Genomic DNA, 14721 nt, shown 5'->3' on the forward strand with positions numbered 1-14721 from the left:
AATGTGGACTGTATAAGAGAATTTATCAGACTTAACAATTAAGAAAAGGATTTCTATGTGAAATTTTCTTGAGATGAGATTAAATATCTCTTTAACAGGCCCTTTCCAATCTTTCATTGCCTCTGATGAAGAGATGAGTTTTTCCATAAATTCAAGTTTTTTAAGTATTTCATTTTCTTTTTCTTCTACAAGATTCTGTAGATCTGTTAGTGATGATTTCTCTATACGGTCCTCTAAAATTTTGATAATTAATTTCTTTAGTTTTTTCTCATTTCCACCTGATATGCCTAACAGTTTGTAGTATAGAGCTTCAGGAAGTTTAAGGTTGAAGACCATTTCTCCCTCTTTATGAATAAGGAGTAAGGATTTCTACGAAATGAGGACATTATATCATAAAGGATATTTTATTAAGAATTCCTGAATAGGGAGTCCGGATATACTTGAGTTTGTTGGTAAAAATATTTAAACTAAAGCTATATTTTCAAATCGTTTTGTCTACTTTCTCTGTTAATGTCCTTTCCTGATTTTGCTGTTAAATACTTGAATTTTGCAATAAAATAAGGTATTCTTTATATAAGAAAATAGCCAGAAGGCGAGGTAAGGAATGAGCGTTCAAGAGCTCCTTTTAACCGGTGGAAGGGCCATTCTGGGATTGACAGTTTTACTGCTTGTTTTTGAACTTCTTTTGTTCTCCGTTATGAACAACTCTGCAAAGTAGCTCTCCTGCTCTTTTCCTTTGAATCTTAAAGAAATCTTCTGTTGAAAGGAGGATAAGTTGACTATTCGGAAGAGGCTGTTTGTGATAAATACTTTAATAGCTATTCTTTCATTGATTCTGATAGTATTTACGCTTAAATCATCGTATACTAATCTTAAGAATTTAAATAGGAATGAACTATTAACCAGATTGTCTGTAAGAATTAGTAATTTAATCCATGAACTTCAGAAGGAAAGAGGGGCAAGTGCCGGTTATCTTGGAAGTAGAGGGACAAAGTTTGTGAATATTCTTTCAAATCAGAGGCAAAACACTGATATTAAATATCAAAATTTGCTAAAGTTTATGGAAGATAGAAATGTGCTTGAGAGATTACCTCTTCCAATAAAACAAGAGTTAAGGCAGGCATTGGAAATGTTGAACGAATTAAGTAATAAGAGAAGACAGATTTCTTCTCTAAATATAACACCTGCAGAGGAGATAAGATTTTACTCTGAACTTAATAAACATCTGCTTAATGCAATAGCTTTAACAGCTAAATATGCTAATAAAGCTCAACTGGTTAAGCATCTAAAGGCTTATTCCTGTTTTCTTAAGGCTAAAGAAAGGTTGGGAATTGAGAGAGCTGTCCTAAGTAATGTGTTTTCAAGCAACCAGTTTTCTCCTCTTATGTATAGGTTGTGGCTTAAACTGTTAGCAGAACAGAGAGCTTACTTGGATTCTTTTTATCACATAGCAGATAAAAGGACACTGGATCTTTATCAACAGGTTCTTTCCTCTGATACTTACAGAGAAGTTGAAAGAATGAGAAAGATTGCCTTAGAAAAAGCAACTACCGGTGATTTTGGTGTGGATCCTGTTTTTTGGTTCAAGACAATGACAGACTTTATAAATAAGATGAAAAATGTAGAGAACTTTATGAGTAATGATAATTTAGCTTTAATAAGAAAATATAAACGTGAAATTTTGGTGGGATCAACTGTATCAATCGTATCACTTTTTGTTTTCTCAGTTGCAGTATTTGGAATACTTTACTCAATTAATAGATCTTTGGTAAGTAAGCTTGAGTTTTTTAAGGGAAGAATATCTCAACTGTCTTCTTTGAACTTTCATATAGATGTTAAACCTAAGGAAATTAAAGATGAAATTGATGAGATGCTTAATGATATCAGCTATTTTCTCTCTAATTTAAAAGATACTCTGATTACATCTAAGAATTTTTTAGAGTCAAATATTGAAAATAGTAAGAATTTAAAAGAATCTGTTGATGAGTTAAATAGTATTTCTTCTCAACTTTTGAATGTATATGAACGTGTAGAAAACCTTGCTACGGAGACAAAATTGGAAGCAGAAGATAATAAAGAAATATCTACTTCCATAAAGAATACCCTTTCTACTGTTGCTTTACTAATGGAAGAGCTTATTAGACAGGCTGAAAGTTTTAAGAAATTGCTGATTAAGAGTTCTAAAAGACAGTCTGAACTTAAGGAAATTTCTGATTTGACTTCTGAGAGAGTGAAAGAAATCACAAAAATTGTTGATATTATATCTGAAATAGCTGAACAGACCAATCTTTTAGCTTTAAATGCTGCTATAGAAGCTGCCAGAGCTGGTGAAGCTGGAAGGGGATTTGCTGTTGTTGCAGATGAAGTTAGAAAGCTTGCTGATAAGATACAAAAATCGTTGGAAGAAATACGATTGTCCGTTGAAAATATTTCTGAAGCTATGATGACCATATCTGAAAGTGCTGTTCAGTTTACAGGTGATCTTGAGAATATGAATGCTTCTTTTGAAGAGCTGGCTAAAAAGACACAAAATAGTAAACAAGACATTGATGATGCGTCTAAAAAAGCAGTTACTTTATACAGGAATCAGGAGGAGTTGGTTAATAGAATGGATGATTTAGAGAGAGAGGTATCACATCTCCACTCAAGCTTATCAGAACAGAGTAAAATTCTAAATTTACTTAACGGGATTGCTACAAATCTTCAAAAAGAGGCATTTAATTTGAAGTCTATAATTGATAAATTCAAATTTTAATGAAATAAAGCAGGAAGCCCCTACAGGGGCTTTCTTAATTTGCTCTATCGTTGTTGATTTCTTTACAGATTCCTCTGTAGCATATTTTTAATTTGTCCATGCTTTCGTTTGGTTTTGTTAATCTGTAGGGTCTAAATGGCAGACTTTTAAGTTTTTCTTCTTTCCCCTCTAATATCTGGAATTCCTGATAAATGATAAGACTTTCAAGACTTGAGGGAATGGCAGATGGGTGTTTTCTTAGAAGGTTTGATAGGCTCCTGAGGCTCTTTTCAAGGGTTTTCTTAAAACGAATTTCTCCTGTAAGGTGGTAGAGGAATGAGAGGTTCTGGAGCATAACGCTGTTTCCACAAGGGTAGGCGCCGTCTAAGAGTTCCTTCTGTTTTATGGGGAGCTCCCTTCCCGTAGAGATAAAAAAGTTTCCTGAAGTTTCGTCGTAGAAGAGCTTTACCGCCTTCTCGGTCAGCTCAACAGCTTTTTCAAGGAGCTCCCCTTCACCTGTTGCACAGTAGAGTTCCAAAATCCCCCTCACTGTAAAGGCGTAGTCGTCTAATATTCCCTTTTCTGTTGGTTGGCCGTTGTAAACTGTATGGTGGAGCTCCCCGTTTCTGTAGTGGTTTTTCAGAAGCTCAGAGTAAATTTTCACTCCAGATGCGAAGAATTCCCTGTTTCCAGTATTCCTGTATGCAGAAGTAAATCCCCATAGGAGATATCCGTTCCAGTCTGTCAAAATTTTCTCGTCCCTTGCCGGTTTAACCCGCTTTTCCCTTCTTAAAAGGAGTTTCCTGTCAACCTCTCTCTTCCTCTTGAGGAGCTCTTCAATTTCCATTCCAAGCTCATCTGCTACTCTTTCAAAATCCCTTCCGACAAATGGGAAGTTGTAGCCGTTCTCGTAGTTCCCTTCTGGCGAGAGGTTGTAGAGGTGCTTTGCAAATTCAAGCTCTTCTGGGCTTAGAACCTCTTTTAGCTCTTTCCATTTCCACAGGTAGTATTTCCCTTCTACTCCTTCAGAGTCTGCATCCTGTGCAGAGTAGAAAGTTCCGTAAGAGCTTTTCATCTCCCTTTTTAGATATTCAAATATCCCGTTTACAGTTTCCTCAAAGAGCCAATACTTACTGTAGCCAAAGGCTGTTGAGTAAGCTATGAGAAGCCCTGCCTGGTCGTATAACATCTTTTCAAAGTGGGGGACAAACCACATGCCGTCTACAGAGTACCTGTGGAAACCCCCACCAATCTGATCGTATATTCCGCCCAACCTCATTGCTTTCAGCGTGTATGCTGCCATTTCAAAGGCTTTTGTTTTGCCGTAGAGAGCTGAGATGTTTGTAAGGAGCCACAGGTTGTGGGGTTGGGGGAACTTTGGAGGAGGGGAGAAACCACCGTTGATTTCGTCAAAACGCCCTTCCATATCTGAAACGTAAAATTCTACTACCTCTTCAACCTCAGGAATCTCCCCCTGAGACTCTAAAGAGAAGCTCTTTAAATGTTTGACAACCTCTTCTCCTGCAGAAAGGAGTTTATCTCTTTCTTCTCTCCACATTCTTGCTATTTCGCTGAGAATTCTTAAAAGCCTACTTTTTGGAATGTAGGTTCCTGCAAAAAAGGGTTTTCCATCTGGAGTTGCAACAACGGTTAACGGCCAGCCTCCGCTACCTGTCATTGCCTGACAGGCTTCCATGTAGAACCTATCAACGTCTGGTTTCTCTTCCCTGTCAACCTTTACGGGAATAAAGCTTTCGTTTAGAACCCTTGCAACCTCTTCATCTTCAAAGCTTTCCTTTTCCATAACGTGGCACCAGTGACACGATGAGTAACCTATTGAGATAAAGAGAGGTTTGTTCTCTTTCTGTGCTTTTTTAAAGGCTTCCTCTCCCCACGGAAACCAGTCAACGGGGTTGTGGGCATGTTGCCTCAGGTATAAACTCTTCTCGTTTATCAGCCTGTTTGTTTTCTTCATAGCTTAACTCCTTCTTATCAGGAATGATTATCAATTTAGCATCATCTTTCAGAAATGTCTATAATCATTTCGTCAAATTTAGAAAAGGAGGTTGCTATGACTTTTGATGAGTATCTGAGGAACTTTGACTACGAAGAGAGAAAGAGAATGAAGATTGGAACGGAGGAGCTCCTTGAGCTCTACGCCAGAGGTGAAGCGGAAATTGTTGATATCAGGTTTCCTGAAGAGTATGAGGCGTGGCATTTTGGATTTGGAAAGCACATACCATTAAACGAACTTCCTGACAGGCTCAATGAACTTGATAAGGACAAAGTAATAATTACCGTCTGCCCCCACAAGGACAGGGCTGAGATTGCAAGGCTCTACCTGACTTTTAAGGGCTTTAGGGCAAGGTACTACACAGAGGGACTTTTAAAGCTTGCAGACTACCTGAGAGGAGACAGAGCTAAGAAGTTTATAGAGAGGATAAAGAAGGGTTAACGGTCTTCCATCACAAACCACTTACCGTTGAAGCTTTCAAACAGGTATTTTCCGTTTTCCACTCTGAACCTGTGGGGGAGGAGGGGAACTTTCCCGTATCCCCCAGGGCCGTCTACCGCGTAGTAGGGGATTGCAAGGGGAGAGAGCCTTTTAAAGAGCTCTTTGAGAATCTCAAGCCCTCTTGTTATAGAGGTTGAGAAGTGGATCACTCCCTTAACGGGGTCACAGTGGAAGAGGTAGTAAGGCCGAACTTTTATTTTCTGGAGGTTTCTGAAAAGTTTTTCAAGGGTTTCAACAGAGTCGTTTATTCCTTTTAGAAGAACCGTCTGGTTGTTTACGGGAGCTCCACACTTTAAGAGTGCCCTAACAGCCTCTTTTGCCTCTGGTGTTATCTCATCTGGATGGTTGAAATGGGTGTTTACCCATACCTTTTCTGACCTTTCAATGAGGAAAAGGAGATCTCTCCTTAGAACCCTCTCAGGGTCAACGACGGGAACCCTTGTTCCTATCCTTACAACCTCAACGTGGGGGAGCTTTTTTAGTTCTAAAAGGACTTTTTCAAGAAGATCTAAGGGTAGAGTTAACGGATCTCCCCCGGATATGAGAACGTCCCGAACCTGTGGATTTGACCTGATGTAGGAGAGAGCTCCCTCAACTTCATCTTCAGAGATCGTGAATGTAGGTCTTTTCCAGTTCCTCTTTCTCATACAGTATCGGCACAGAACGGGGCAGTAGTTTGTTGTTATTAGTAGAACTCTGTCGGGATACCTGTGGGTAAGATTGGGAACCTTTGAGTCCCTTTCCTCGTTTAAAGGGTCGTCCTCTCCGGCAGACTGAACATCCTCATCAATCTCTTCTAAAGAGGGTAAAACCATTTTCCTAACAGCTTCAGATTTTCTTGCCAGCCTTATGTAGTATTCGCTTGATGAGAATGGATAGACGGAAGAAACGCGCTCAAAAGCCTCTTTCTCTTCAGGAGAAAGAGGGAGGAGCTCCTCAAGTTCTGAGAGGGTTTTTATCACTCTACTCAAGCTTCCACCCGCAGGTCTCAAGCTCTCCGTATATGGAATCCCTCTGGCCAAACCTCACAAACTTAATCGTATCTCCCTCCATCTTCAGGTAGATAGCCCTGTACTCCCCATAAGGAGAAGTAACCCTTATTCTGTAGATGTCGTGTTTTGAATCTCTCTTAATTAGTTTTGACGTTGTATCTATTCGTGAGAGGGCAGAGATAAAGCTGTCAAATAGGAAAGGGCGGACGGATACCTCTTTAACCATATCTTTTCTAAATCTCTTTGAAAAGAGTACCTTTAACCTGTTTTTTCCTGCTGCAAGACCGGAAACGGAATTCAGAGCAACCTCTATGAAAAGTTCAACTTTTGGCTTTGGTACTTCCTGAGCTTTCAGGTTTTCTATCTGCCTTTCTTTTTCTGCAATTTCCCCTTTCAGTTTTGCTATTTCAGTTTGAAGGTTCTCAATCTTTTCCTTGTAGGTAGTTATCTGTTTAAATTCTTCTTCTTTTCTCTCAATCTCTTTCTGTCTCTTTCTGAAGCGGGAGAGTTCGCTTCGGAGCTCCCCTATTTCCCTGTAGAGCTCCTTAATCTTCCTATCCTTTCCCTTCAGCTTTTCATTCAGGTTTTTAATCTGGTTTATGAGGTTTTCTCTCCTTGGTAGCTGTTTCTGGTTCTTCTCCTTCTTTTCTCTTATCTCCTTTAGCCTCTTCTCCTCTGCCTCAAGGAAAAACTGTTCTATATCGCTAAAGCCCTTTTTCATTTCTCTTCTCCTTTGATGGGGTAAAATCAGAAACATGGCAGTACAGATAAAAAATTTAGGACACTCAACCTACCTGGTAAAGTTGGAGAGTTTGGAAATCCTAACAGATCCTTTTCTCACCACTTCTGCCGGCGGAATTCCAAGGGTCGTTCCTCCGGCCTGCAGGCCAGAGGATGTCTCACCACAACTCGTTCTCATCTCCCATGCCCACTACGACCACCTGGATTTAAAAACCTTGAGGAGGATTCCCGCTGATTTCATAACGGTTACCCCGGAAAACTGTTCACAAATCCTTAGAGAATGGGAAGTTGTTGAACTTAAGACCTTTAGCTCTTTCAACTACGGCGGCGTGAGAATAACCCTTGTTCCTGCAAGGCACAGCAGAGGAAGGAATCTTCTCTATCCCAGTACAGGGGTTGGAGGTTTCGTTATAGAATATGGCGGGATAACTCTCTACTTTGCAGGGGATACAGCTTTTTCGGAACACCTCTACGTCTCTATTGCAGAGCGTTTTAACGTTGATGTTGCCCTTCTCCCTATTGGCGGTTTTAAACCCTTCTTTCGGAAGTTTCACCAGACTCCAGAAGAGGCAGTTAAGGGGTTTAAGATACTGAAGGCTAAATGGCTAATTCCCATCCACTACGGGAGCTGGCACGTTGTTCCCTTCCTTGTAAAGAGGGAGAAAGCACTTGAAAGACTCCTCTCCTACAGCTATATTTCAAACGTTAGCGATAAGGTTGTTCCACTTAAAATTGGAGACTCTGTAAGTTTAGAGGTTTGATGAAGCTTAAAAAGCTTTTCATAGGTGTTCTTCTCATAACAGCAGTTGTCTGCGGAGGAGTAGAGTTTTCTTCCTTTAGCCACGGTTTTACAAGCCCCGTTGCAGCCGTTTCCATTTCAGTTTCCCACCACAGAGAAGCTGTTTCCACTGAAACCTCAGATTCCCTTGATAGAGAAGTTGAGACGGAGCTCCACTACAGGTTCACAGAAAAAATCTCCCACCGATTCAACTCTTCACCACCAAGGGCTTCACCTTTAGCCTGACTCTAATTCATTTTCTCCTGCACTTTAAACCAAAACTGGAGGTGAAGCCGTGATTAACGCTATTCTCACCAAAATACTTGGAAGTAAGAACGAAAGGGAAATAAAGAAATTAAGACCCATTGTTGACAGAATTAACGCTTTAGAGAAAGAGTTTGAGAAGAAGAGCAAGGAGGAGCTCCAGTCTTTAACTGCAAAGTGGCGCTCTGAACTTGAGAAGATAGGAGAGGCTGAAGAGCAGTTCAGATACATGGACAGGATACTCCCTGAAGCCTTCGCGGCAGTTAGGGAGGCTGCAAAGAGAACCCTCGGAATGCGCCACTACGACGTCCAGCTCATTGGTGGAATCGTTCTCCATCAGGGGAAGATTGCAGAGATGAAGACAGGTGAAGGTAAAACCCTTGTTGCCACGCTTCCCGTTTATCTTAACGCCCTTGCCGGTAGGGGTGTCCACGTTGTTACAGTAAACGACTACCTTGCAAAGCGTGACGCAGAGTGGATGAGTCCCGTTTACAACTACTTGGGGATAAGTGTTGGCTACCTCCAGAACCAGATGGAGAAAGATGAGCGAAAGGAGATGTACTCAAGGGACGTCACCTACGGAACAAACTCAGAGTTTGGATTTGACTACCTGAGAGACAACATGGTCTTTTCAAAAGAGGATAAAGTTCAAAGGGAGCTCTTCTACGCAATCGTTGACGAGGCAGACTCTGTTCTCATTGATGAAGCCAGAACTCCGCTTATTATCTCAGGGCCATCTGAGGAGAGCGTTGACGTCTACTACATTGCCGATGGAATAGTGAGACAGCTCCAGAAAGGGAAACACTTTAAGGTTGAAGAGAAGACAAAGACTGCAACCCTTACGGACGAGGGGATAAGAAAGGTTGAGGAGATAGTTAAGCAGATTACAGGAATGAAAGAGTTTAACCTTTACGACCCCAAGTTCTCAGACCTACTCCACGCAATAATCCAGTCCTTAAGGGCTCACCATCTCTTTCATAAAGATATTGACTACGTTGTGAAAGACGGCAAAGTGATAATCGTTGACGAGTTTACAGGCCGTATCATGCCGGGAAGGAGGTGGAGCGACGGCCTTCACCAGGCAGTAGAGGCAAAAGAGGGAGTAAAGATAGAGGCTGAAAACCAGACCCTTGCAACGATAACGATTCAGAACTACTTCAGACTTTACAAAAAACTTGCGGGAATGACGGGAACTGCAGAGACCGAAGCTGCAGAACTCAAAGAAATTTACGGCCTTGACGTTGTTGTAATTCCAACAAACAAGCCCGTTATAAGAAAAGACCATCCGGACCTGATATACAAGACGAAAAAGGCCAAGTTCAACGCCGTTATAAAGGAGATTGAGAAGAACTACAGAATTGGAAGGCCTGTTCTTGTCGGAACCAACTCCATTGAGGACTCTGAATACCTGTCAAGGCTCCTTAAGAGAAAGGGCATTCCCCATCAGGTTCTAAATGCAAAGCACCACGAGAGGGAAGCTGAAATTGTTGCTCAGGCTGGAAGGCTTGGAGCTGTAACGATTGCTACCAACATGGCGGGTAGGGGAACCGATATTCTCCTTGGTGGAAATCCTGAATTCCTTGCTAAGAGGGAACTTAAAGAGAAGGGAATAACCCCTGAAAAAGTTGGAGAGGAGAAGTATCAGGAGATTTACCAGGAAACCCTGAAAAAGTATAAAGAGATAACAGAGAAGGAGAAAGAGAAGGTTAAGGAGCTCGGCGGTCTCTACATCATTGGAACTGAGAGGAACGAGTCAAGGAGGGTTGACAATCAGCTGAGGGGAAGGGCCGGAAGACAGGGTGACCCTGGTGAGTCAAGGTTCTTCCTCTCTTTAGAGGACAACCTCTTGAGGCTTTTCGGTTCAGACAGAATTAAGAAGATGATGGAGATGATGAACGTTCCGGAAGACGAGCCCATAACCCACAAGATGGTAAGTAAAGCCCTTGAAAACGCCCAGAGGAGAGTTGAGGAGCAGAACTTTCAGATAAGGAAGAGGCTCCTTGAATACGATGAGGTTTACAACGTTCAGAGGAAGGTTGTTTACGAGCAGAGGAACAGGATTTTAGAGGGTGAGAGTGTTAAGGATGAGATTTTAGGTTTCTTTGAGGACGTTGCCTGGGAGCTTGTTGACTCCTTTGCTCCTGAGACCGTTCTTCCCGACGAGTGGAACCTTGAGGAGCTCAAGAAAACCCTTGAAGCAAGGTTTGGTTTTGAGTTTCCCATACCTACAAGATATGAAGAGCTGATGAACCTGCAGGTTGAGGGAGCTCCCACCGACCGGGAAAAACTGGCAAAACTCATCTACGACACCCTGGTAGAAAAGTACAAAGAGCTTGAAAAGTTGGTTGGAGAGGGTCAACTGAGAGAGATTGAGAGGATGATACTCCTTGACAGGCTTGATCACTATTGGAGAGAACACTTAAGAGCCCTTGACCACATAAAAGAGAGTATCGGCTGGAGAGGTTACGGCCAAAGGGATCCGGTAGTTGAGTTTAAAAAGGAAGCTTACCAACTCTTTGAGGAGCTCCTTTCAAACGTTGAAAACGGTGTTGTAGATTCCCTTATGAACTACTATAGGTACGTTAAGGAGCAGGTTGAAACAGAAGGAGCTTTGGCTTAAGTGTGTTAAAATGGTAGTTCACCGTATAGGGGAGAGACTGGAGTGAGGAAGCTGATTTTCGCCGTTGTTTTCTTCTTGGCCTTTTCTGTCCCCGCTTTTTCACAGATTTACATAGTCAAAAGGGGAGATTCTCTCTACAAAATAGCTAAGAGGTTCCACACAACTGTTTCAAAGATAAAGAGAGCTAACCATTTAAGGAGTTCCCGCATAAGAATAGGTCAGAGGCTCTACATTCCCCCTAAGTTTCACTCCGTTAGCTGGTACCGCCGGTTTAAACCAAAAAAGAGCCTTGAGACCATAGAGTTTTTAGAGGAGAAGTCGGAACAGGTAAAGTCAAAAGTAGTTTCTGAGGAGATCTACCCCATAACAGACGTGGTTTACAGAGAATCTGAAGCCCTTTCAGACGTTCTTTCAACTCCTTTGAACGTTAAGTACGATAACTGGAGTCTCTCAATACTTAATGATCCCCAATACAAGGGAACCTTTTTCCAGATACTGGCAGACATTTTTAAAACCTTGAAGAATACCCCTTACGTTTTTGGGGGGAGCTCCCCGAAGCTCGGCTTAGACTGTTCTTCCTTTACGATGTACGTTTATAGGAAGTTAGGGATAAACCTACCAAGAACTGCAAGAGCACAGTTTAACGTTGGGATGCCTGTAGATAGAAACCACCTAAAAGTAGGAGACCTTGTCTTCTTCAGAACTTACGCCAGCTACCCTTCCCACGTTGGGATTTACATTGGGAACGGTAAGTTTATCCACTTCTCTTCAATGTACCACGGCCTTGCTATTTCCTCTCTTAGTGACCACTACTTCAGGCGCAGGTTTATTGGAGCAAAGAGAGTTTTGAGTGAGAAAAAGGTAAAAGAGCTTATAGAGAAACTCTATGCTGAGAAAGGCAACTAAAAATAACAGAAAAGGAGGTAGTGCGATGAACACAAGACAGCTTCTAAAGTGTGCCCTAACAGTTGTTACAACGCTTTCACTTACCACCTCATCAGTTTTTGCCTCTGTTCAAGCTACTGAGAAGGATTACTCTGTAGCTGAGTCTCTCCAGCGGGTTTTTGAGACCGTTGCAGAGAAGGTAAAGCCTGCTGTTGTAAACATCAGTACAGTTTCTGAAGTAAAGATAAACCACCCACCTATTCCCCCTGAGTTTAGAGACTTCTTCCATCAGTTCGGTTTTCCGTTTCCTGAAATTCCCGACCATTTCCAGATGAGGGCCCTTGGTTCAGGTTTTATCGTTAAAGAGGAAAAGGGTTGGGCTTACATCCTTACAAATAATCACGTTGTTTCCCGGGCTAAGGTGATAAAGGTAAAGCTCAGCGACGGTTCAGTTTACAGGGCTAAAGTTGTTGGTAGAGATCCAAAAACAGACGTTGCCCTGATAAAGATCAAAGTTGGTAATAAGAAAGTTCCTACAGTTGAGTTGGGAGATTCTGACAAGATTAAAGTGGGAGAGTTCGTTATTGCTGTGGGCAACCCTTATGGTCTTAACTGGACAGTTACCCACGGGATAATTTCTGCTAAAGGAAGACACGGTTTAGGCCTTAACCCTATTGAAGACTTTATTCAAACAGACGCTGCCATTAACCCCGGAAACAGTGGTGGTCCTTTATGTGATATCCACGGCAGGGTAATAGGTATAAACACAGCGATAGTGAGAAACGCTCAAGGGTTAGGTTTTGCAGTTCCCATAAACATAGCAAAGAAGGTTATGAACGATCTTCTTAAGTATGGAAAGGTTATCAGGGGATGGCTTGGTGTTTACATTGAGGACGTTTCCCCTGAACTTGCCCAGAAGTTTGGAGTGAAACACGGGGTTCTTATTACCAAAGTTATGCCCGGTTCTCCTGCAGAGAAGGGTGGTTTAAAGAGCGGAGACATTATTGTTGAGTTTAACGGTGAACCTGTTAAAAACGTTACGGATCTTCAGCTCAAAGTTATAAATACTCCACCCGGAGAAAGGGTTAAAGTTACGGTTATCAGAGACGGTAAAAGGAAGGTTCTTACCGTTAAGATTGGACAGATGCCGGGAGGAACGAGCGTAGCTTCCGTAGATCTAATGGGCAAGTACGGTCTGTCTGTTCAGAAGCTTACACCAGAGCTCCGCAAGAAACTCGGCGTTCCGGACTGGATTAAACATGGCCTTCTGGTAACTTCCGTTAAGCCGGGATCTCCTGCAGATGATGCCGGTTTACGTGAGGGTGACATCATCGTTGAGGCCGGAATAACTCCGAGGACGATGAAACCTGTGAGGAGCATTGACGACCTTGTGAAAGCTCTCAGTCAGGCCGGTGATTCTGGAGTTCTCCTTAAGGTTATTAGAGGAGAAGGGGTTATCTATGTAGTTCTTAAGCCGGAGGAGTAGAATGGAAGAGAAAGAGTTCTTCTTGGAAGATGAGGAAAATCAGCTTTTTGACGATAACGTGGGAGTTCCTTCTGAAGAGGGGGAGCTCCCCCTTTTTGATCAGGAGATAGACCCTTCACTTATTGAATCTTTCGTTCCCGATAAAGACTCCTTAGACGCCTTTTTAAAGGCCATATCAAAAATTCCTCTCCTCTCACGGGAAGAGGAGATTGAGCTTGCAAAGAGGGCGAAAGCCGGAGATAAAGAGGCACTGAAAAAGTTAGTTGAATCTAACCTCAGGTTTGTTGTAAGCGTTGCAAAGAAGTATTTGGGATGTGGTCTTCCACTCCACGACCTTATAGCAGAAGGGATTTTAGGGCTTATAGAGGCTGCAAGGCGTTTTGACCCGGATAAGGGAGTAAAGTTTATCTCCTACGCCGTCTGGTGGATAAGACAGTCTATCATGCAGGCTTTAGCCCAGCAGACGGGAGCTGTGAAAATACCTGTAAAGCAGGCTGTTCTGGTTAATAAGATTACCCGATCTTACGGGGAGCTCCTCAAGAAACTGGGCCGTGAACCCACAACCGAAGAGCTTGCCGAGTACGTGGGTATGGATCCAAAAGAGATTGAGAGACTTCTTTCAATCTGTCAGGTTCCCCTATCCTTAGATACCCCGATTGGAGACGAAGAAGACACGACCTTTAAGGATTTCCTCAAAGGAGAGGGGACTGCAGAAGTTGAAGAAAAGGTTGTTCAGGAAGAATTGAAACAGAGCATTCAAGAGATGTTAGAGCAGTTAACTCCTCAGGAGAAGAAGATAATAATTATGCGGTTCGGTTTAGACGGGAATGAACCGAAAACGTTAAGGGAAATCGGCGAGAAGCTGGGTATCAGCCGCGAAAGGGTGCGCCAGCTTGAGACCAGGGCAAAGAAAAAGATGAAGGAGTATGCTTTAAGAAAAAAACTCAACGTTTTTTTGAATTAGTTCTTTCCTGCCCTTTTCCGGGCAGTTTCTCCTCTCTTTTCATCTCTATCTTGTTTTCCCTTTCCTCCTTTGGAACGGCGACCTTTATGTATATCTCAACTCTCCTGTTCCTCGCCTGAAGTATCGGATTATTCCAGGTATAAAGTGGACGTGTTGTGTCATATCCAACGGCTTCCAATTTTGACGGGTCAACACCTCTTGATACTAAGTACCTTACAACTGCAGTTGCTCTCCTTATTGATAGATCCCAGCTATCTTGAATATTTGGCATTGGAACGGAAGGTTCCCCTTTACTTGTATGGCCTTCAACAACAACCTGATAGTTTCCTTTCAACCCTTTTATCACTTCAGCTATTTTATTTAGAGCTTTTTTTGCCTGGGGTGTTAGTTCAAGGGAGTTTTCTTTGAATAAAATTCTGTTGAAAAGCCTCACCATTACGTAGTTCTTCGTTACAACTATCTGGTATCCCGAAATGGGTAATATCCTTTTAAGTATCTTTTTTATCTTCTTCGCAAGGTCTGTTGTGTATATCTGAATTGGTTTAACAACTGAAACCTGTTTAAACGCTTTTGCCTTTTCCCCCTGAAAGTACGACAAGAACTTCATGGCTTTTGTTATGTCTAAAGTAGACATAGAATAGAGGAGAATAAAGAAAGTGAGTAAAAGTGACATCAGGTCGCTGAAGCTTGTAAGCCACGCTGGAACCGACTTACACTCTTCCTGCTTCTTCCTTGCCATGGT

At 42.1% G+C, this 14721-nt stretch carries 13 protein-coding genes; 8 read left to right on the forward strand and 5 right to left on the reverse strand.

Features of this window, described 5'->3' with window-relative positions; translation table 11 throughout:
- On the reverse strand, nt 1–336 hold a 336-nt coding region (locus F8H35_RS08760; RefSeq protein ID WP_472573163.1), incomplete at its 3' end, for a hypothetical protein.
- Nucleotides 337–775: 439 nt separating this feature from the next.
- On the opposite strand from F8H35_RS08760, the gene F8H35_RS08765 reads away from it, so the two are divergent.
- Entirely contained in the window at nt 776–2755 is a 1980-nt protein-coding gene (locus tag F8H35_RS08765) for a methyl-accepting chemotaxis protein (RefSeq protein WP_472573164.1), read from the forward strand.
- Between the two features lie 34 nt (nt 2756–2789).
- On the opposite strand, the gene F8H35_RS08770 is transcribed toward F8H35_RS08765, so the two are convergent.
- Nucleotides 2790–4709 (reverse strand): thioredoxin domain-containing protein, encoded by a 1920-nt coding sequence (locus F8H35_RS08770; RefSeq protein ID WP_472573165.1) that lies wholly within the window; start codon nt 4707–4709, stop codon nt 2790–2792.
- A gap of 54 nt (nt 4710–4763) precedes the next feature.
- On the opposite strand from F8H35_RS08770, the gene F8H35_RS08775 reads away from it, so the two are divergent.
- Nucleotides 4764–5189 (forward strand): rhodanese-like domain-containing protein, encoded by a 426-nt coding sequence (locus tag F8H35_RS08775; RefSeq protein ID WP_472573166.1) that lies wholly within the window; start codon nt 4764–4766, stop codon nt 5187–5189.
- Here F8H35_RS08775 and F8H35_RS08780 read toward each other — a convergent pair.
- Both F8H35_RS08780 and F8H35_RS08785 read right to left on the reverse strand, forming a co-directional pair.
- Nucleotides 5186–6211 (reverse strand): KamA family radical SAM protein, encoded by a 1026-nt coding sequence (locus F8H35_RS08780; RefSeq protein ID WP_472573222.1) that lies wholly within the window; start codon nt 6209–6211, stop codon nt 5186–5188. The two genes, F8H35_RS08775 and F8H35_RS08780, sit on opposite strands and share 4 nt — an antisense overlap.
- A gap of 1 nt (nt 6212) precedes the next feature.
- Nucleotides 6213–6962, reverse strand: a complete 750-nt coding sequence (locus F8H35_RS08785; RefSeq protein WP_472573167.1) for a hypothetical protein — start codon at nt 6960–6962, stop codon at nt 6213–6215.
- A gap of 34 nt (nt 6963–6996) precedes the next feature.
- Between F8H35_RS08785 and F8H35_RS08790 the strand changes: the two genes are divergently transcribed.
- From F8H35_RS08790 to F8H35_RS08815, 6 genes are read left to right on the forward strand one after another with little or no spacing between them, the layout of a single operon-like run.
- Nucleotides 6997–7743: an MBL fold metallo-hydrolase gene (locus F8H35_RS08790; RefSeq protein ID WP_472573168.1), complete on the forward strand. Its 747-nt coding sequence runs from the start codon at nt 6997–6999 to the stop codon at nt 7741–7743.
- Nucleotides 7743–8006: a hypothetical protein gene (locus tag F8H35_RS08795; RefSeq protein ID WP_472573169.1), complete on the forward strand. Its 264-nt coding sequence runs from the start codon at nt 7743–7745 to the stop codon at nt 8004–8006. The genes F8H35_RS08790 and F8H35_RS08795 overlap by 1 nt, the downstream gene beginning before the upstream one ends.
- A 49-nt stretch (nt 8007–8055) precedes the next feature.
- Nucleotides 8056–10644 (forward strand): preprotein translocase subunit SecA, encoded by a 2589-nt coding sequence (secA, locus tag F8H35_RS08800; protein WP_472573170.1) that lies wholly within the window; start codon nt 8056–8058, stop codon nt 10642–10644.
- A gap of 42 nt (nt 10645–10686) precedes the next feature.
- Nucleotides 10687–11550, forward strand: a complete 864-nt coding sequence (locus F8H35_RS08805) for a C40 family peptidase (protein WP_472573171.1) — start codon at nt 10687–10689, stop codon at nt 11548–11550.
- A 25-nt stretch (nt 11551–11575) separates the two neighbouring features.
- Nucleotides 11576–13015, forward strand: coding sequence for a DegQ family serine endoprotease (locus F8H35_RS08810; RefSeq protein WP_472573172.1), 1440 nt, complete (start codon nt 11576–11578; stop codon nt 13013–13015).
- A 1-nt stretch (nt 13016) separates the two neighbouring features.
- Nucleotides 13017–13979: a sigma-70 family RNA polymerase sigma factor gene (locus tag F8H35_RS08815; RefSeq protein ID WP_472573173.1), complete on the forward strand. Its 963-nt coding sequence runs from the start codon at nt 13017–13019 to the stop codon at nt 13977–13979.
- On the opposite strand, the gene F8H35_RS08820 is transcribed toward F8H35_RS08815, so the two are convergent.
- Nucleotides 13960–14718: an OmpA/MotB family protein gene (locus tag F8H35_RS08820; RefSeq protein WP_472573174.1), complete on the reverse strand. Its 759-nt coding sequence runs from the start codon at nt 14716–14718 to the stop codon at nt 13960–13962. The genes F8H35_RS08815 and F8H35_RS08820 overlap by 20 nt on opposite strands.
- Nucleotides 14719–14721 lie beyond the last annotated feature (3 nt).

The sequence above is a fragment of the Thermovibrio sp. genome (assembly GCA_015488335.1).
Lineage (GTDB): Bacteria > Aquificota > Aquificia > Desulfurobacteriales > Desulfurobacteriaceae > Balnearium.

Bases quoted from the DNA above. Each gene is read 5' to 3' on its own strand.
- F8H35_RS08790 (WP_472573168.1), top strand. From the start codon at position 6,997: ATGGCAGTACAGATAAAAAATTTAGGACACTCAACCTACCTGGTAAAG.
- F8H35_RS08815 (WP_472573173.1), top strand. From the start codon at position 13,017: ATGGAAGAGAAAGAGTTCTTCTTGGAAGATGAGGAAAATCAGCTTTTT.
- F8H35_RS08770 (WP_472573165.1), bottom strand. From the start codon at position 4,709: ATGAAGAAAACAAACAGGCTGATAAACGAGAAGAGTTTATACCTGAGG.
- F8H35_RS08810 (WP_472573172.1), top strand. From the start codon at position 11,576: ATGAACACAAGACAGCTTCTAAAGTGTGCCCTAACAGTTGTTACAACG.
- F8H35_RS08820 (WP_472573174.1), bottom strand. From the start codon at position 14,718: ATGGCAAGGAAGAAGCAGGAAGAGTGTAAGTCGGTTCCAGCGTGGCTT.
- F8H35_RS08795 (WP_472573169.1), top strand. From the start codon at position 7,743: ATGAAGCTTAAAAAGCTTTTCATAGGTGTTCTTCTCATAACAGCAGTT.
- F8H35_RS08785 (WP_472573167.1), bottom strand. From the start codon at position 6,962: ATGAAAAAGGGCTTTAGCGATATAGAACAGTTTTTCCTTGAGGCAGAG.
- F8H35_RS08775 (WP_472573166.1), top strand. From the start codon at position 4,764: ATGTCTATAATCATTTCGTCAAATTTAGAAAAGGAGGTTGCTATGACT.